Origin of the sequence: Paraburkholderia sp. BL9I2N2 (assembly GCF_004339745.1) — a bacterium.
GTDB lineage: Bacteria > Pseudomonadota > Gammaproteobacteria > Burkholderiales > Burkholderiaceae > Paraburkholderia.
In genome coordinates this window covers 3,259,728-3,277,188 of the sequence record NZ_SMGP01000001.1, presented here as the reverse complement: position 1 = coordinate 3,277,188, position 17,461 = coordinate 3,259,728, and the positions used below count along the sequence as shown (strand labels likewise).

Sequence of the window (17,461 nt, the reverse complement as noted above, 5' to 3'; positions counted from 1 at the left end):
TGCGCTGCGGCGCGACGACGGCCAAAGGGCCGTCTACCTCACGACGAACGGCAGCGGCGTAAATCGACACTATGACGATTCATCCGACCCGGCATTCGTTACGACAAAACGTCACAAAACTATGAAGAAAGATGGTGTAACATTTGAAAACTTTGTAAGAGACGCCGACGTGACCGGATAAATGGCGCAACAGAAGCGACCGGGGCGTCACTCAACGAATAACGAATAAATTCGACGCACGGGGAGCTTTACATGTCTACGATCACGTCCTCGGTGAATAGCGCGACGGCCAACGCGCAAAGCCAGGTCCAGCAAGCAGCGCAATCCATTATCAGCGGTTCGACCGGCAATTCGTCGATGGATGTGGCGACCCTGGTCTCGGCGCTAGTCAATGCCAAGACGGCGGGTCAGGCGGCGGCGCTGCAGGCGAGGCAAACCACCGACAACACCACCTTGTCCGCCTACGGCGCGCTCACTTCGGCGTTGTCCGCCTTGCAGGCGGCGATCAAGAATCTGTCGGATGGGACCACGTTGTCCACCTTCGCGGCCACCGCGAGCGGCAAGGGCCTGGACCCGAAAGCGGGCCCGGGTGCGGTTGCCGGCAGCTATGCGATCGATGTGACGCAGATCGCGTCGTCGCAGAGCCTGTCTTCGGCGGCGTTCGGCGCCACGACGCAACTCGGCACCGGTAAGTTGACGATCTCGGTCGGCGGCAAGTCAATGGACGTCTCGATCGACAGCACCAACAACACGCTGAGCGGTATCGCCAGCGCGATCAACAAGGCGTCCAACAACCCCGGTGTCACGGCGACGATCGTGACCGGCACCGGCGGCGCTCACCTCGTGTTGCGCTCGGCGACCACCGGCTCGACCAACACGATCAACGTGGCCACCAGCAACGTTCAGAACGACGCGGGCCTGTCGAGCCTCGGGGTGACGTCCACGCCCGGTGCGAACGGCGGAGCGTCCACGATCGTCTCGTCGGATGCAGGCAATGCGTGGCATCAGAGCGAAGTGGCGCAGGACGCGTTGCTCACCATCGGCGGGATCGCGGCGCGCAGCGCCAGCAATGCTGTCGCCGATGCGATCGCCGGCGTCACGCTGAATCTGTCGAGCGCTTCGGTTAGCAACCCGCAAACGCTGACCATCGCGCCGGACACCACCGCGCAGAACACGGCCATCACGAATTTCGCCAACCTGTACAACACCGTCGTCACCACGATCAGCAAGCTGTCCTCATTCGACAAATCGTCGAAGACGGGCGGCGCACTGCTCGGCGATTCGACGCTATTGACGGTCAAGAACGCGCTGGCGTCGATCGTGGGCGGCGGGGTTGGTAAGGGCACTTCGGTGGTGAGTCTCGGGCATATCGGGATCACGCTGAAGGGCGATCCGGCGGACGGTACGCTGGTCGTCGACAACGCGAAACTGACTGCGGCGCTCAATTCCAGTCCGGCGCAAGTGGCCGCCTTGTTCAATGCGACCGACGGCGTCGGCGCCAAATTGAACAAGAGCATCGACGAGTTCACGCGGACGGGCGGCATCATCGATACGCGCAACAACGCGCTGACTGCCGACCTGAAGAGCGTGACCGCGCAGCAGACCAAGCTGAGCGATTACGCCACGCAATTGACGAAGCAGTATCAAAGTCAGTTCACCGCGCTGAACACGTTGATGGCGACCATGAACAACAACTCGGCCTACCTGACGGCGCTGTTCGGCGGCTCGAAGAGCGCGGGCGCGCTGGCGACCAATAAGTAACTTTGAATGTAGGGCGGCGCGTTGCCTATTCGCGGGCAACGCGCCGTTTTGCGATTCATTCTATCAGTGCGGCAAACGCACATTGAACCGGAACGTCACGAGCCGTGCGAGCAGGATGAAGGCAGTCGCGATCAGCACGCTATACACCGTATCGACGTCCGCATAATCCAGCAGCACATACAGCCAGCAGCCCACGAACGCACACGTCGCGTAGGGCCGCGAGTCGCGCAGAATCAGCGGCACTTCGTTGCACAGCACGTCACGAATCACGCCGCCGAAAACCCCCGTCAGCACGCCCATCATCACCGAGGTGAACCACGGCATTTGCGCATCGTGCGCGATCGACGTGCCTCCTATGCTGAACAGCCCCAGCCCGATCGCATCCGCCACCAGCAGAACCCGCTCGGAAACCAGCCGCGAGGTCATTTTCAATAGAGTCGGCGCGAACAGCGACATGACGAAGATCGCGATCAGATAATCCTGATGCTCGACCCAGTAAAAAGGCCGCCGTTCCAGCAGCACGTCGCGCAACGTGCCGCCGCCGAAGGCCGTGGCGACCGCCACCAGAAACGTGCCCACCGCGTCGAGCCGGCGGGTTTTGGCCTCGATGAAACCGGAGAGGGCGTATGCGAAAATCGCCAGCGCCTCCATGATGGTCAGCGCGAGCGTCAGCCTCGGATGGATCACCGTGGCTCCGTCAGGATCTGGCGTGAGCCGGCGACGCGCCCGGCTGCAACAGCACGACCACCGCGCCGGCGCCGCCGTCATGCGGGCGCGCCTGGCAGAACGCGATCACCTCCGACTTCTGCACGAGCCACGCGCGTACTTTGCCCTTCAACACAGGCTCCTTGCCGATCGATCCCAAACCCTTGCCGTGAATCACGCGCAAACACCGCAAACCGCGCTTCACTGACTCGCGGATGAACTCCGCCAGCGCCTCGCGCGCCTCTTCACGCCGCATGCCATGCAGGTCGATTTGCGCCTGCACGATCCAGTCGCCGCGCCGCAGTTTGCGCACCACTTCCTGGCTCACGCCGGGGCGGCAGTAGGACAGCGTCTCGTCGGTTTCGAGCAGGATCTCGGGATCGAACTCATCGGAGATCGCTTCGTGCAGCACGGCTTCTTCGTCGAGTTTGGTCTGCACCGGCAGCGGCGGCGGGGGATTGCGCGGCAGCGTGGCGCGCGGCGGCACGGCGAGCGGCGCGACCGCGCCGATTTCGCGGCGAAACAGATCCGCGTCCGCCGAGGCTTCGCGCTGCGCGGCTGCGGCAGCCGCCCGTTCACGCTCACGCCGTTGCGTGTCGACTTTGAGCGCGTCGCGCAACGCGCCGAGGCCGGCGAGACCGGCCGCCGGATCGAGCTTCGGCTCGGCAGCGGGTGCAGCCGGTTCGGGCGCGGGTCGCGCGACGGCTCGCGCGCGCTTCGGTTCGCTCGGATGGGGCTGGTTCTTCGGCATTTTTGGGTAATACACGCAGAAAAAGTAGATCGGTCGCGCGACGTTTTCTTGCGACCGAATGAAAAAAGGCCGCCGGCTTGGCAGCCGCGGCCTTCTTTCAAGCTGGCGGCCGGGTCACGCCCAGTCGCCATTTTACCGTTGCGCTAGTTTTCCCGACCGGTTCGCAGACCGGCGCGGCCGATTAACGCTCGGCTTCCTGACTCATGGCGTGCTCGCCGACCATCTCGTCGATGGTTTCCAGATAGCGTTGCGCGTCGAGCGCGGCCATACAGCCCGTGCCGGCGCTGGTGATCGCCTGGCGATACACGTGGTCCTGCACGTCGCCCGCTGCGAACACGCCCGGCACGCTGGTCGCGGTCGCAAAACCGTTCAGGCCGCCCTTGGTGATGATGTAGCCGTTCTTCATCTCCAGCTGGCCCGCGAAAATGTCCGTGTTCGGCTTGTGGCCGATCGCGACGAACAGACCTTGCAGCGCGATGTCTTCGGTGGCGCCGGTTTGCGTGTTCTTGATGCGCAGGCCGGTCACGCCGGACTGGTCGCCGGTCACTTCGTCGAGCGTGTGGTTCCACTTGATCTCGACCAGGCCTTCCTTTTCCTTCGCGAGCAGGCGGTCGATCAGGATCGGCTCGGCGCGGAACTTGTCGCGGCGATGGATCACCGTCACCTTCTTGGCGATGCCGGACAAATAGAGGGCTTCCTCGACCGCGGTATTGCCGCCGCCGATCACGGCCACATGTTGTTGCTTGTAGAAGAAGCCGTCGCAGGTGGCGCAGGCCGACACGCCTTTGCCCATGAACGCTTCTTCCGATGGCAGGCCAAGATATTGCGCCGATGCGCCGGTCGAGATGATCAGCGAGTCGCAGGTGTATTCGCCCGAGTCGCCGATCAGACGGATCGGCTTCTCATCCAGCTTGGCCGTATGGATGTGGTCGAAAATGATTTCGGTGTTGAAGCGCTCGGCGTGCTCCAGAAAGCGCGCCATCAGTTCCGGGCCTTGCACGCCGTTGCCGTCGGCGGGCCAGTTTTCGACGTCGGTCGTGGTCATGAGCTGGCCGCCTTGGGCCAGACCCGTGACCAGCACCGGCGCGAGATTGGCGCGCGCTGCGTAGACCGCGGCCGTGTAGCCGGCGGGACCGGAACCGAGAATCAGAACCTTGGCGTGTTTCGTGGAAGTTGCGGGCATGATCAAATCCTTTTACGGCGCCCGGCTCGCCCATGCGAGGCCGCGCGACTTGAGCTGAAACTGTAGATGGGTATCAGCGCGACATTATAAAGGGCGGGGCGCCGGCCTGCTCCATGAAGCTTTCCGATCACGCCGATAGCGTCGGCGGCGCGCCCGGCAACGCCTTTCTGTGGCCAAACGGCCAAGTTACCGTCATTTACAGCCTCGCGCGGGGCACTGCGTTTACAATAGGCCGGATCGAAGTTCCCGGAAGCCGGGATCGGGCCCGAAGCCGCGCTGGGCGAGGCTCCCCCACGGCTCAGGCCGGGAATCGGGCACACACGCAACAGGATCAATGGCAAAAGCTCCCTATTCCGCGAGCGCGCAGGCATTGCCGCACCGCATGTCGCGCCTTTTCACCGAAATCCGCTGGATCCTGCAGGTGGCGCTCGGCGTTTTCCTGCTCATGGCGCTCGTCAGCTACAGCCGGCGCGATCCGAGCTGGACCCATGCCGCGCAGGTCGACCATATCGCCAACTGGGCGGGCCGCGTCGGCGCGTGGACGTCCGACATCCTGCTACTGCTGTTCGGCCTGTCCGCCTACTGGTGGATCGTGCTGCTCGGCCGCCATATCTCCGCAAACTACAAGCGCATTACCCGTCACGAGGAAGAGCAGGAAGACGTGCCGCGTGAGAGCTGGCTCGCCGACGCGTTCGCCTTCATGCTCGTGCTGCTGGCCTGCGACGGCATCGAGGCGCTGCGCATGTGGTCGCTGAAAGTGCAGTTGCCGCGCGCGCCGGGCGGCGTGATCGGCGAGGCGGTCGCGCGCGGTGTGTCGCATGCGCTGGGTTTCACGGGCGGTACGCTGGCACTCCTGATCGTGCTCGGCATCGGTTTGTCGTTGTATTTCCGTTTTTCGTGGCTGTCAGTGTCGGAGAAGGTCGGCGAATCGATCATTTCCGCGGTGACGTTTGCCAAGCTGCGCCGTGAGGCCGGCCGCGACCGCAAGCTCGGTGAGGCGGCTGCAGTGAAGCGCGAGGGCAAAGTCGAGAAGGGCCGCGTGCGGATCGAGGAGCACGAGCCGGTCATGATCGTGCCGCCGGTCGTCACGCCGGCCAAGTCGGAGCGTGTCGAGAAGGAGCGGCAAGTGCCGCTCTTCACGGACCTGCCGGGCGATTCCACCTTGCCGCCCATTTCGCTGCTCGATGCCGCGCCCGTCGCGCAGGAAACCATTTCGGCGGATACGCTGGAATTCACTTCGCGTCTGATCGAGAAAAAGCTCAAGGACTTCGGCGTCGAGGTGAGCGTGGTCGCGGCGTATCCGGGTCCGGTGGTCACGCGCTATGAAATCGAGCCGGCCACGGGCGTGAAGGGCAGCCAGATCGTCGGTCTCGCCAAGGACCTCGCGCGGTCGCTGTCGCTCGTGTCGATCCGCGTGGTCGAAACGATTCCGGGCAAGAATTTCATGGCGCTGGAGTTGCCGAATCAGCGTCGCCAGACCGTGAGCCTGTCCGAGATTCTCGGCTCGGCGGTTTATGCGGATGCCGCGTCGCCGTTGACCATGGGCCTTGGCAAGGACATCGGCGGCAAGCCGGTGTGCGCCGACCTCGCGAAGATGCCGCACTTGCTGGTGGCGGGTACGACGGGTTCGGGCAAGTCGGTGGGTATCAACGCGATGATCCTGTCGCTGCTCTATAAGGCGAGCGCCGAACAGGTCCGCATGATCCTGATCGATCCGAAGATGCTCGAAATGAGCGTGTACGAAGGCATTCCGCATTTGCTGTGTCCGGTAGTCACGGACATGCGCCAGGCCGGTCACGCGCTGAACTGGGCGGTCGCCGAAATGGAGCGGCGCTACAAGCTGATGAGCAAGCTCGGCGTGCGTAACCTCGCCGGCTACAACAACAAGATCGACGAAGCCGCCAAACGCGAAGAAAAGCTGCCGAATCCGTTCAGCCTCACACCGGACGATCCGGAGCCGCTCACGCGTCTGCCGAACATCGTCGTGGTGATCGACGAACTGGCCGACCTGATGATGGTGGTCGGCAAGAAGGTCGAAGAGCTCATCGCGCGGATCGCGCAGAAGGCGCGCGCGGCTGGCATTCATCTGATTCTGGCCACGCAGCGTCCGTCGGTGGACGTAATCACCGGCCTCATCAAGGCCAACGTGCCGACGCGGATGGCCTTCCAGGTGTCGTCGAAGATCGACTCGCGCACGATTCTCGACCAGCAGGGCGCGGAATCGCTGCTCGGCATGGGCGACATGCTGTATCTGCCGCCGGGCAGCGGCTTGCCGGTGCGCGTGCACGGCGCGTTCGTGTCGGACGAGGAAGTGCACCGCGTCGTCGACAAGCTCAAGGAACAGGGCGAGCCGAATTATATAGAAGGCATTCTCGAGGGCGGCGTGACTGGCGAGGGCGACGAAGGCTCCGCGGGCGCCGGGGGAACCGGCTCGGGCGACGGTGAGTCGGACCCGTTATACGACCAGGCGGTCGATGTGGTGCTGAAGAACCGTCGCGCGTCGATCTCGCTGGTGCAGCGGCATTTGCGCATCGGCTATAACCGCGCGGCGCGCCTGCTCGAGCAGATGGAGAACTCGGGCGTGGTGTCGGCGATGTCGTCGAACGGCAATCGCGAGATTCTTGCGCCGGCGCGGGAAGCGGAATAGGCCGACGGGCCTCAGTTCCGCGGTAAGACGGGCGGTGTGCCGCCGGTTGCGAAGCTGCGCGCCTGCGTTACCGCAGCGGGGAGCGGACGGCAAGCCGTGCTTCCACGGCGTTCAGGCGCTGGCCGACTCTCTAAGGCTCGTTTAAGGCTGATTGCCTAAGCTGCTATAACACGTAAGCATGGCCGGCCGAGGGCAAGCCATCTGGCTTTGCGCCAGGCGCTCATCGCCGCGGGCACACAAGGATCGCCCGTGCGCCCACGACCACGGCCGCTCAACGAATTCAATCAAGGGAGAAAACTATATGAAGCTATTCGCGCAGCAGCACGCTCGAGAGAATGCTCAATCCAGCCGTTTCGGTCAGCTTGCCCGCGCCCTCGTGCGTAGCGTGGGCAGCGTGGCGATCGGCGCGTCGGTGCTGTTCGCGTCGCAGGCGTTCGCGAGCGGCACCGAGCAACTGAAGGCGTTCGTCGCGCAAGTGCATTCGGCGCGCGGCACTTTCGTGCAGCAGGAAGTGCGGGCACCGAGCAAGGCGCAAAGTGCGAGCGGCACATTGTCGACCACGGGTACCGGCAAGACCGGCACGTCGAGCGGCACGTTCACGTTCGCGCGTCCCGGCAAATTCATCTGGCAATACGAGAAGCCGTATGCCCAACTGCTGCAGGCGGACGGCGACAAGCTCTACGTGTACGACAAGGATCTGAATCAGGTGACGGTGCGCAGCCTCGGCGGCGCACTCGGCGCGAGCCCGGCGGCAATCCTGTTCGGCAGCAACGATCTGGACAAGAACTTCACGCTGCGTGATGCGGGCGTGAAGGCCGGCATCGACTGGCTCGAACTGACGCCGAAGGCGAAGGACACGCAATTCCAACGCGTCGGCATCGGCTTTAAGGACGGCAATCTCGAAGCGATGGAACTGCACGACGTGTTCGGCAACGTGACGTTGCTGACCTTCTCGAACATTCAGAAGAATCCGCCGCTGCCGGCCGATGCGTTCAAGTTCACGGTGCCGAAGGGCGCGGACGTGATCAACGGATAAGCCGCCTTGGGCGAGACGAAGTGCAGAGAAAGCCGCGCCCGAAAGCGCGGCTTTTTTATTGCGCGCGTTTTCTAACTTACTCGTCCACTTCCAGAACCTGCACCGGATGCGCGGCCTTCATGTCGTCGATGAACGCTTCGACGATATCCGTGCGATGCTGCCGCGCCCGCGTGACCATGTGGAACGCGACGCGGTAACGCATCTGCGCCGGGTTCAGCGCGCCGAGCAGCCCTTGCTTGACGAACGGCGCCGCGAAATGCCCGGGCAGATAGCCGAGGTGATGCCCGGAGAGCACCAGCATCGCGACCGCTTCCATGTTGTCGGCGACGGCGGTGACGTTCTGCGGCGTGGTCGAACTCTCGGCTTCGGGCAGCGGATAACTGCGCCACGCCCATTCATGCTGCGCGGCCTCGGCAGGCGGCACCTCGCCGGCTTGAGCGAACAACGGATGCCCTTTCGCGCAATAAGCGAACTGATCTTCCGCGAACACCTCGGTGTATTCGAGCGACGGCACGCGATGCCAGAAATAGCCGATACCGATCTGAATCCGCCCATTCAACAGCAACTCTTCGAGTTCGCCCGGCGAGCGCACCAGAATCGAAAACCGCACCGACTGATCGCGCGCCCGGAAGCGGCCGATCGCGTCGCTGATGCGCGCGCTCGCCGACACCGGCGTGTGGCCTATCATGCCGATATCGAGTGTGCCGACGAGCTTGCGACCGACGTTGCGCGCCTGCATGCCGAAGGTGTCGACGGCTGAGAGCAGAGCGCGGGCGGCATCGATGAACTGCTCGCCGCGCGCGGTCAGGCTGAAGCCGCCGCGGCCGCGCTCGCACAACCGGTAGCCGAGGCGCGTTTCCAGCGTGGCAAGCTGCGTGCTGATGGTCGACTGGCCGACGTTCAGGGTCGCCTGGGCCGGCGACACGCCGCCTGCGTCCACAATGGCGAGAAAGACGCGGATCAGCCGCAGGTCGAGATCGGTGAGTTGGGAGAACATAGGTCAGGATACATCGCTGAGAATCAATGTGAAGTTTATTCCGTCGGTATTTTAACTTCTCGAAAACTGCTCAAAAATCGAGATTCGCCCGGCAAGGTGCGGTTTTGATGCCTCTCCTCGGCCGGTCTGCACGATTTTGCTTGCTGCCCCCTTTTCATTGCCGAGACACGATGAATACCTCTTCCTTCATTTCCCCAGAAGCCGGCGAACGGCCGCAGCCGCTGTCCGGCAACGCCATGCCCCGCTGCGGCGGCATCGCGACAATGATGCGGCTGCCGAACGTCGGCTCGGCCGAAGGGTTCGACGCCTGCTTCGTCGGCGTGCCGTTCGACCTCGGCACCTCGAACCGCACCGGCGCGCGCTTCGGTCCGCGCCAGATCCGCAGCGAGTCCGTGTTGCTGCGTCCGTACAACATGGCGACGCGCGCGGCGCCCTTTGATTCGCTGCGCGTGGCCGATCTCGGCGACGTCGCGATCAATCCGTATAACCTGCACGATTCGATCAAGCGCATCGAAACCGCGTACGACGAAATTCTCCAGCACGATTGCAAGCCGATCACACTCGGCGGCGATCACACCATCGCGCTGCCGATCCTGCGCGCGATTCATCGCAAGCACGGCAAGGTCGGCCTGATCCACGTGGATGCGCACGCGGACGTCAACGACACGATGATGGGCGAGAAGATCGCGCACGGCACGCCGTTCCGGCGCGCGGTGGAAGAGGGCTTGCTCGATTGCGATCGTGTCGTGCAGATCGGTTTGCGCGGCACGGGTTACGCGGCGGAAGACTTCGACTGGTGCCGCGATCAGGGCTTCGAAGTGGTGCAGGCCGAGGCGTGCTGGAACCAGTCGCTCGTGCCGTTGATGGCGCGTATTCGCGAGCGTATGGGCGACGGTCCGGTGTACATCACGTTCGACATCGACGGGATCGATCCGGCCTTTGCGCCGGGTACGGGCACGCCGGAAATCGCTGGCTTGACGGTGCCGCAGGCGCTGGAAATCATTCGCGGCTCGCGCGGGCTGAACATCGTCGGCTGCGATCTGGTCGAGGTCGCGCCGCCGTACGATCCGTTCGGCACGACCGCGCTGCTCGGCGCGAATCTGGCGTTCGAATTGCTGTGCGTGTTGCCGGGCGTCGAGTATCGGGCGTCCACGCGCTGAAGCGACTTGCGCGATAAGAAAAGGCCTGCATTTGCAGGCCTTTTCGCATTTCTGGGTTCGCGTGACGCTCGCTCAAGACTCAGGCATACGCCGTCTTGCGCGTCGACACGAACACCAGATAGCACGCCGCGCCGATCACCAGCGCGGGCAGCGTCGCGCCGAGATTCGGCAGCCATTGGTTGATCGCCTGATACGCGACGATGCCAATGGCCCACGCGAGGAACGCGCTCAGATGCCAGCCGCCCGAAAAGCCGTAACGGCCGCGTACGTCGGCGAGCGCGGCGGCTTCGATGCGGCGCTTGCGCACGATGAAGTGATCCACCAGCACCACACCGAACAGCGGCGCGAACACCGAGCCGATCAGCAGCAGGAAGTTCTGATACTTCGCCATCGGCACGGCCACGGCGATCAGCGTGCACAACGCGCCGAACGCCGCCGACAACAGAGGCACGCTGCCGCGCGCCCAGACCGTGCCGGTCGACACCGCGGCCGAGTGGATATCGGCGAAGGCGTTGTCGACTTCGTCGATCAGGATCAGCAGCAAGGCGAGGCCGCCGCCGGCTTGCGCCAGCGCGCCCGTGAGCAGCGCGTCGCCGCCGCCTGCCGCGAGGCCGTAGATCGCGCCGAGCGCGTAAAACCAGATGTTGGCGATGCCGTAGCCGAGCAACGTGCCGCGGAAGGTTTCGCCGGGACGCCGTCCGAAGCGGGTGTAGTCGGCGATCAGCGGCAGCCACGACAGCGGCATGGCCACCACCAGATCGATCGCGCCGCCGAACGACATCTCACCCGTGCCCGGACGCTGCATCAGCGCAGCCAGATCGTGCTTGGCGAGCAGATTCCATGTGAGCCACGCCGCGCCCGCGAGCAGCAGCCAGATGCCCCACGTGCGCAGAAAGCGCCGCACGAACGACAGCGGGCCGCTGATCGCCAGCAGCGTCGCGAGCAAGCCGAAGATCACCGTCCAGATGAGCGGCATGGAGAGGCCGAAGGCCTGTTTGGCGAGGGCGTCGGCGGAGTCGCGCATCACGATCACCTCGAACGAGCCCCAGCCGACCAGTTGCACCGCGTTCAGCACGGCGGGCACGGAAGCGCCGCGCACACCGAGCGTCGGCCGCAGCGACGACATCGCCGCGAGCCCCGTATCCGTGCCGATGACGCCGGCCAGCGCCAGCAGCACCACGCCGATCACGCTGCCGATCACGATGGCCAGCAACGCATGCGGCAGCGACAATCCCGGCACCAGCAGCGCGCCCGCTTGCGCGACCAGGAGGCCGATGCCGAGCGAAAACCAGAGCGCGAACGCGTCGCCGGTGCGGAATGCGCGGCGCGCGTCGGGCACCGGCGTGAGCGGTGCGTAGGTGGAACCGGCGTCGCCGGCGAGTGGATCTTGTGCCATCTGTTCTTGTCCCTGTTGGTGTTGCTTGCAAACTTACCTGTGAAGTTGGGTCGGCGGTTGCGTTTGCGGTTATATCCGCGGTTGCTTATCGGGTTGCCTCATTCGCTGCCGGATTTCTGCCCGGCCCAGCCGCCCAAGTCCTCCCGGCGCGCCGCGCGGTCTTCGTCCGGGCGCCGTCACTGTCATAATGCAGGACGTTGCCCGCACTTTCGCGTGCTGGCGTGGCTCACCGGCAGTACGCCGCCTTCACACGGACCGCGTCCGGAAAAGCCGAGATTATCCCCAAAACGTCATGTTTGAAGAAACCCGTGCCAATGTTCCGCTCGCCGAACGCCTGCGGCCCCGCAATATCGACGAAGTGATCGGCCAGAAGCACCTGCTCGGCCCGAACAAGCCGCTGCGGGTCGCCTTCGAATCCGGCGAGGCCCATTCGATGATCCTCTGGGGCCCGCCCGGCGTCGGTAAAACCACGCTTGCCCGGCTCATGGCCGATGCGTTTCATGCCGAGTTCATCGCGCTGTCCGCGGTGCTCTCGGGCGTGAAGGACATCCGCGAGGCGGTCGAGACCGCGCAGATTCATCGCGCGAACGGGCATCAGACGCTCGTGTTCGTCGACGAAGTGCATCGCTTCAACAAGAGCCAGCAAGATGCGTTCTTGCCGCACGTCGAGTCGGGGCTGTTCGTGTTCGTCGGCGCGACGACCGAGAATCCGTCGTTCGAGGTGAATAGCGCATTGCTCTCGCGTGCGGCCGTCTATGTGCTGAAAAGCCTGAACGACGAAGAGCAGCGCGAGTTGCTCGAACGCGCGCAGCAGGAACTCGGCGGCCTCACGTTCACCGACGAAGCCCGCGACGCCCTGATCGGTTCCGCCGACGGCGACGGCCGCAAGCTGCTGAACAACCTCGAAATCGTCGCCCGGGCGGCCTCGCAGCAAAAGACCACCGAGATCGACGGCGCCTTGCTTGGCAGCGCGCTCGCCGAAAATCTGCGCCGCTTCGACAAGGGCGGCGACGCATTCTACGACCAGATCAGCGCGCTGCATAAATCGGTGCGCGGCAGCAGCCCGGACGGTGCGCTGTACTGGTTCTGCCGCATGCTCGACGGCGGCGCGGACCCGCGTTATCTGGCGCGCCGCATCGTGCGCATGGCTTGGGAAGACATCGGCCTCGCCGATCCGCGCGCCGCGCGCATCGCGCTCGACGCCGCCGAAACCTATGAGCGCCTCGGCACGCCCGAAGGCGAACTGGCTTTGGCGCAGGCGATCATCTATCTGGCGGTCGCGCCGAAATCGAACGCCGGGTACAACGCGTATAACGAGGCGCGCCGCTTCGTGAGCACGGATCAGTCGCGCGGCGTGCCGGTGCATTTGCGCAATGCGCCGACCAAGCTGATGAAGGAACTCGGCTACGGTCACGAGTATCGCTACGCGCACGATGAACCCGATGCCTACGCGGCCGGCGAGACCTACCTGCCGGAGAACATGCGCGATCCGCATTGGTACGAGCCGACGCCGCGTGGGCTCGAAGGCAAGATCGGCGACAAGATGGCGCGTCTGGCGGAGCTCGACGCGCAGTGGCGCAGCGAGAACAAGCCGAAGAAGGGGTGAGGGTTTGCGGCGGCATCCGCACGCGTTCACCATCTAACGCACCGGCCGCCCGCGCCGGTGCGCTAAAATCCCACCTTCATACAACGAACACCCGCCCCATCCCATGCTCGACATACAGCTGCTGCGCAAAGACCTCGACGGCGTCGCCAAACGCCTCGCCGACCGCGGCTATACCCTCGACGTGGCGGCCTTCACCGCGCTCGAAGCGGAACGCCGCGATACCCAGACCCGTACCGAAGAGATGCAGGCGCGCCGCAACAGCCTGTCGAAGCAGATCGGCGCGATGAAAGGCAAGGGCGAGGACACGTCGGCGGTGATGGCCGAAGTGGGCGGCATCGGCGACGAAATGAAGGCGTCGGCGGCCAAGCTGGACGAGATCCAGAAGCGTCTGTCGGATCTGCTGCTCGGCGTGCCGAACCTGCCGCACGAAAGCGTGCCGATGGGCGATGACGAAACGGGCAACGTCGAAGTGCGCCGCTGGGGCACGCCGCGCCAGTTCGACTTCGAGGTGAAGGATCACGTCGATGTCGGCGCGCCGCTCGGCCTCGACTTCGAGACCGGCGCGAAGCTCTCGGGCGCGCGCTTCACCATGCTGCGCGGCCAGATTGCGCGGCTGCATCGCGCGCTCGCGCAGTTCATGATCGACACGCACACGCAGCAGCATGGCTATACGGAGATCTACACGCCGTACATCGTGAATCCGGAAATTCTGTACGGCACCGGCCAATTGCCTAAATTCGCCGATGACATGTTCCGCGTCGAGAAGGGCGGTGAAGAGAACACGGTTACGCAGTATCTGATCTCCACCTCGGAAATTTCGCTGACGAACACGGTGCGCGACAGCATCCTCGAAGCGGACGCGCTGCCGGTCAAGCTGACCGCGCATTCGCCGTGCTTCCGCTCGGAAGCGGGCTCGTATGGCCGCGACACGCGCGGTCTGATCCGCCAGCATCAGTTCGACAAGGTCGAGATGGTGCAGATCGTCGCGCCGGAAGCGTCTTACGACGCGCTGGAAGAGATGGTCGGCCACGCTGAGGCGATTCTGCAGAAGCTGGAACTGCCGTACCGCGTGATCACGCTATGTACGGGCGATATGGGCTTCTCGGCGGCCAAGACGTACGACCTGGAAGTGTGGGTGCCGGCGCAAAACACGTATCGCGAAATTTCGAGCTGCTCGAACACGGAGTCGTTCCAGGCTCGCCGCATGCAGGCGCGTTATCGCAATGCGCAGGGCAAGCCGGAGCTGGTGCACACGCTGAACGGTTCGGGTCTGGCCGTGGGCCGTACGCTCGTGGCGGTGCTCGAGAACTTCCAGAACGCCGATGGTTCGGTCACCGTGCCGGCGGCGTTGCGTCCGTACCTCGGCGGTGTGGAGCGGCTGGAATTGCCGGCTGCCTGATTGGAGCGCGGCGGGTCGCTGTAGTCGTTTCCAAGCCTCTTCGAAAAATTTTTGTCGAGGGGCTTGGAAATCGAATTCAGCTGTTTTATAATCTTTTTCTCCCAAGCAACGACCCGCTTGGATCTGACTCTGCAGTGACCTTAAGCAACCTCGTTGCTGCGAGTAAGAAGACCCGGAAAGGTGGCAGAGTGGTCGAATGCGCTGGACTCGAAATCCAGTGTACCTTTAGGGGTACCGTGAGTTCGAATCTCACCCTTTCCGCCAATTCAGAAAACAGGCCCTTCGGGGCCTGTTTTCGTTTCTGCTGAGCGCGTTCGACAATTCTCGTGGCGATCGATCATCAATGGATCGAGCCGCTGACCGCAGCGAGAGCACCCACAGCTACCGCATCAGCTTCGTCTCGCGGTCGCCGCGCGATCGAGCGCCACGTCAACATTCCGAAATACAACTCCACATCGATCTCCGCCCATCGCTCCGAATCGCGGCGCAACGACTCACTGTCCATTGTCGTCCGCAGACCGGCCGCCAAACTGAATCGACTCCGCAATCGCGGCTAAACGCATCCATTCCCTTCCTCGCTGCGTAAATCCCCTCAAGGACGCGCAACCCCGCCACACCCGACTGACCAACCGCGCGCCCCGACCAGGAGACGCGCCCATGCCCCATTCCGCACCGACCTCACCACTACCGCGCGGCTCGCGGGTCGCGGTCATCGGCGCCGGCATTTCGGGTCTGGCCAGCGCGTATCTGCTGGCGCGCAATCATCGGGTCACGCTATTCGAATCGGCCGGCTACCTGGGCGGCCATACCAACACGGTGGACGTCACGCTCGACGGCCACACGCACCCCGTCGACACCGGCTTCCTGGTGTTCAACGACCGCACCTATCCGAACCTGCTCGCGCTGTTCGCCGAACTGGGCGTGCAATCGCATCCGAGCGACATGACCTTCTCGGTCTCGCTCGACGAAGGCCGCCTCGAATGGGCCGGCACCAGTCTGAACACGGTGTTCGCGCAGCGCCGCAACCTGTTGTCGCCGACTTTCATCGGCATGCTGCGCGACATCATGCGTTTTAACGGCAGCGCGCAACGCAACCTCGAACTGGCGATTCAAACGCGCGCGTCGATGGGCGAACTACTGACTGAAGGCGGCTACGGCGGCGCGTTCCAGCGTCAATATCTGCTGCCGATGGCCGCCGCGATCTGGTCGAGTGCCACCGCCGACATCCTCGCGTTCCCGGCCACCACCTTCTTGCGCTTCTGCCTGAACCACGCGCTGCTGCAGGTGAATCGCCGGCCGCAGTGGAAGACCGTGGTCGGCGGCGGTCGGGAGTACGTACAGCGCCTTGCAAGCACGCTCGACGACGTCCGCATCGGCACGGCAGTCCACGGTGTGCGGCGCGACGCGGACGGCGTCGACGTCTTCACGGACAACGGCACCGAGCGCTTCGACGCGCTGGTGCTCGCCACTCACGCACCGACCACACTGCGGCTGCTGGAAGACGCCGATCAGGACGAGCGCGGCGTGCTCGCGGCGGTGCGCTATCAACCGAACGTCGCGGTACTGCATACGGACACGAACCTGTTGCCGCGTCGTCAGCGCGTGTGGTCGGCGTGGAATTACCTGGGCAGCCGCAGTATCGACGGCATGCATCCGGTGTGCGTCAGTTATCTGGTCAATCAGTTGCAGCCGCTGCCGTTCAGGACGCCGCTCGTCGTCACGCTCAACCCAGTGACCCAGCCGGCGCCGGGCACCGAACTGCGCCGCTTCGTCTACGACCATCCGCTGTTCGATCTGGCCGCGATCGACGCGCAGCATCGTCTGCCTTCACTGCAGGGCAAGCGCCGCACGTGGTTCGCGGGCGCATGGACGGGCTATGGTTTTCACGAGGACGGTCTGAAATCGGCGCTGCGCGTTGCCGCCGATTTCGACGCATCGCCGCCATGGGCCAGGTTATGAAACCGCCGGGCGATAGCGATAGCAACACTGCCGCCACGATTCCGGCAGCCTGGCTTCTGACCGGCAAGGTGATGCACGAGCGACTGCGGCCAAAACATCATCGCTTCACGTATCCGGTGTTTTACGTGCGCTGCGACCTGGATCGACTGGCCTCGCTCGATAGCGGCTGGTTCGGCATCGACCGATGGCGGCCGCTCAGTCTGTATCGACGCGACCACGGTCCGCGCGACGGCAGCGACCTCGCCACCTGGATGCGCGAGCAACTATCGGCCGCGGGCGTCGAAGAAGCGAACGGCCGGATCTGGTTGCAAGCTTTCCCACGCGTGTTCGGCTACGCGTTCAATCCGGTCAGTTTCTGGTTCTGTCACGACCGCGACGGCCAATTGCGCGCGCTGCTGGCCGAAGTGCGCAACACATTCGGCGAGCGCCACAGCTATCTGCTCAGCGCAAAAAGCGCCGCGCCGATCGCCGCGAATACGCGGCTCATGTGCCGCAAAGTGCTGCACGTGTCGCCGTTTTGCCGCGTGGAAGGCGGCTACACCTTTCGCGTGAGGGAAGCTTCCAACAGCGCGTCGGTCTCGATCGATTATCACGACGCCGACGGTCTGTTGATCCGCACCGCACTGGGCGGCCGCCTGACGCCGCTAACACGCGCGAGCGCGCTCGCCGCGCTGCTGCGTCAGCCGCTGCTGACCGTTGGTGTCATCGCGAGAATCCACTGGCAGGCCTTGCGCCTTGCTCTCAAGAAAGTGCCGTTTCACGGCAAGCATCCCGCGCCGGCCCGCTGCGGCGACGTGCCCACCGACCACGCCGCAGCCGGCCGACCATCCGCCGCCGCGCCCCCCCTTTCGTCCGATTGAG

General features: G+C 64.3%; 14 protein-coding genes and 1 tRNA gene. 10 read left to right on the top strand and 5 right to left on the bottom strand.

The window, feature by feature from the left end:
• Positions 1-252: 252 nt before the first annotated feature.
• Positions 253-1,761, top strand: a complete 1,509-nt coding sequence (fliD, locus tag B0G74_RS15155) for a flagellar filament capping protein FliD (protein WP_132375656.1) — start codon at positions 253-255, stop codon at positions 1,759-1,761.
• A gap of 63 nt (positions 1,762-1,824) precedes the next feature.
• On the opposite strand, the gene B0G74_RS15150 is transcribed toward fliD, so the two are convergent.
• From B0G74_RS15150 to trxB, 3 genes are all read right to left on the bottom strand, one after another.
• Positions 1,825-2,445 (bottom strand): trimeric intracellular cation channel family protein, encoded by a 621-nt coding sequence (locus tag B0G74_RS15150; RefSeq protein WP_132376955.1) that lies wholly within the window; start codon positions 2,443-2,445, stop codon positions 1,825-1,827.
• Positions 2,446-2,458: 13 nt separating this feature from the next.
• On the bottom strand, positions 2,459-3,217 hold the full coding sequence (locus B0G74_RS15145; RefSeq protein ID WP_132375655.1) for a Smr/MutS family protein: 759 nt from the start codon (positions 3,215-3,217) through the stop codon (positions 2,459-2,461).
• 181 nt (positions 3,218-3,398) lie between these two features.
• On the bottom strand, positions 3,399-4,400 hold the full coding sequence (gene trxB, locus B0G74_RS15140; RefSeq protein WP_132375654.1) for a thioredoxin-disulfide reductase: 1,002 nt from the start codon (positions 4,398-4,400) through the stop codon (positions 3,399-3,401).
• 334 nt (positions 4,401-4,734) lie between these two features.
• Between trxB and B0G74_RS15135 the strand changes: the two genes are divergently transcribed.
• Both B0G74_RS15135 and lolA read left to right on the top strand, forming a co-directional pair.
• Positions 4,735-7,047, top strand: a complete 2,313-nt coding sequence (locus B0G74_RS15135; RefSeq protein ID WP_132375652.1) for a DNA translocase FtsK — start codon at positions 4,735-4,737, stop codon at positions 7,045-7,047.
• Between the two features lie 301 nt (positions 7,048-7,348).
• Positions 7,349-8,083, top strand: coding sequence for an outer membrane lipoprotein chaperone LolA (gene lolA, locus B0G74_RS15130; RefSeq protein ID WP_132375650.1), 735 nt, complete (start codon positions 7,349-7,351; stop codon positions 8,081-8,083).
• 76 nt (positions 8,084-8,159) lie between these two features.
• Here the strand turns inward: lolA and B0G74_RS15125 are convergent, their stop codons facing one another.
• Positions 8,160-9,080 (bottom strand): LysR family transcriptional regulator, encoded by a 921-nt coding sequence (locus tag B0G74_RS15125; protein WP_132375648.1) that lies wholly within the window; start codon positions 9,078-9,080, stop codon positions 8,160-8,162.
• A 170-nt stretch (positions 9,081-9,250) separates the two neighbouring features.
• Between B0G74_RS15125 and speB the strand changes: the two genes are divergently transcribed.
• Entirely contained in the window at positions 9,251-10,240 is a 990-nt protein-coding gene (gene speB, locus B0G74_RS15120; protein ID WP_012432090.1) for an agmatinase, read from the top strand.
• Positions 10,241-10,319: 79 nt separating this feature from the next.
• On the opposite strand, the gene cytX is transcribed toward speB, so the two are convergent.
• Positions 10,320-11,636, bottom strand: coding sequence for a putative hydroxymethylpyrimidine transporter CytX (gene cytX / locus B0G74_RS15115; RefSeq protein ID WP_132375646.1), 1,317 nt, complete (start codon positions 11,634-11,636; stop codon positions 10,320-10,322).
• A gap of 292 nt (positions 11,637-11,928) precedes the next feature.
• On the opposite strand from cytX, the gene B0G74_RS15110 reads away from it, so the two are divergent.
• From B0G74_RS15110 to B0G74_RS15085, 6 genes are all read left to right on the top strand, one after another.
• Positions 11,929-13,242 (top strand): replication-associated recombination protein A, encoded by a 1,314-nt coding sequence (locus tag B0G74_RS15110; protein WP_132375645.1) that lies wholly within the window; start codon positions 11,929-11,931, stop codon positions 13,240-13,242.
• 103 nt (positions 13,243-13,345) lie between these two features.
• A complete protein-coding gene (gene serS / locus B0G74_RS15105) occupies positions 13,346-14,641 on the top strand; it encodes a serine--tRNA ligase (RefSeq protein WP_132375643.1) in 1,296 nt (431 codons plus the stop codon).
• Positions 14,642-14,815: 174 nt separating this feature from the next.
• A tRNA-Ser gene (locus B0G74_RS15100) sits at positions 14,816-14,905 on the top strand.
• 62 nt (positions 14,906-14,967) lie between these two features.
• Positions 14,968-15,198, top strand: coding sequence for a hypothetical protein (locus B0G74_RS15095; RefSeq protein WP_132375641.1), 231 nt, complete (start codon positions 14,968-14,970; stop codon positions 15,196-15,198).
• Positions 15,199-15,298: 100 nt separating this feature from the next.
• A complete protein-coding gene (locus B0G74_RS15090) occupies positions 15,299-16,600 on the top strand; it encodes an FAD-dependent oxidoreductase (RefSeq protein ID WP_132375639.1) in 1,302 nt (433 codons plus the stop codon).
• Positions 16,597-17,460 (top strand): DUF1365 domain-containing protein, encoded by an 864-nt coding sequence (locus B0G74_RS15085; RefSeq protein WP_132376954.1) that lies wholly within the window; start codon positions 16,597-16,599, stop codon positions 17,458-17,460. The genes B0G74_RS15090 and B0G74_RS15085 overlap by 4 nt, the downstream gene beginning before the upstream one ends.
• Position 17,461 lies beyond the last annotated feature (1 nt).

Excerpts from the sequence above, each read along its gene's own strand:
- fliD (WP_132375656.1), top strand. The coding sequence starts at position 253 with ATGTCTACGATCACGTCCTCGGTGAATAGCGCGACGGCCAACGCGCAA.
- B0G74_RS15145 (WP_132375655.1), bottom strand. The coding sequence starts at position 3,217 with ATGCCGAAGAACCAGCCCCATCCGAGCGAACCGAAGCGCGCGCGAGCC.
- trxB (WP_132375654.1), bottom strand. The coding sequence starts at position 4,400 with ATGCCCGCAACTTCCACGAAACACGCCAAGGTTCTGATTCTCGGTTCC.
- B0G74_RS15135 (WP_132375652.1), top strand. The coding sequence starts at position 4,735 with ATGGCAAAAGCTCCCTATTCCGCGAGCGCGCAGGCATTGCCGCACCGC.
- lolA (WP_132375650.1), top strand. The coding sequence starts at position 7,349 with ATGAAGCTATTCGCGCAGCAGCACGCTCGAGAGAATGCTCAATCCAGC.
- B0G74_RS15125 (WP_132375648.1), bottom strand. The coding sequence starts at position 9,080 with ATGTTCTCCCAACTCACCGATCTCGACCTGCGGCTGATCCGCGTCTTT.
- speB (WP_012432090.1), top strand. The coding sequence starts at position 9,251 with ATGAATACCTCTTCCTTCATTTCCCCAGAAGCCGGCGAACGGCCGCAG.
- cytX (WP_132375646.1), bottom strand. The coding sequence starts at position 11,636 with ATGGCACAAGATCCACTCGCCGGCGACGCCGGTTCCACCTACGCACCG.
- B0G74_RS15110 (WP_132375645.1), top strand. The coding sequence starts at position 11,929 with ATGTTTGAAGAAACCCGTGCCAATGTTCCGCTCGCCGAACGCCTGCGG.
- serS (WP_132375643.1), top strand. The coding sequence starts at position 13,346 with ATGCTCGACATACAGCTGCTGCGCAAAGACCTCGACGGCGTCGCCAAA.
- B0G74_RS15090 (WP_132375639.1), top strand. The coding sequence starts at position 15,299 with ATGCCCCATTCCGCACCGACCTCACCACTACCGCGCGGCTCGCGGGTC.
- B0G74_RS15085 (WP_132376954.1), top strand. The coding sequence starts at position 16,597 with ATGAAACCGCCGGGCGATAGCGATAGCAACACTGCCGCCACGATTCCG.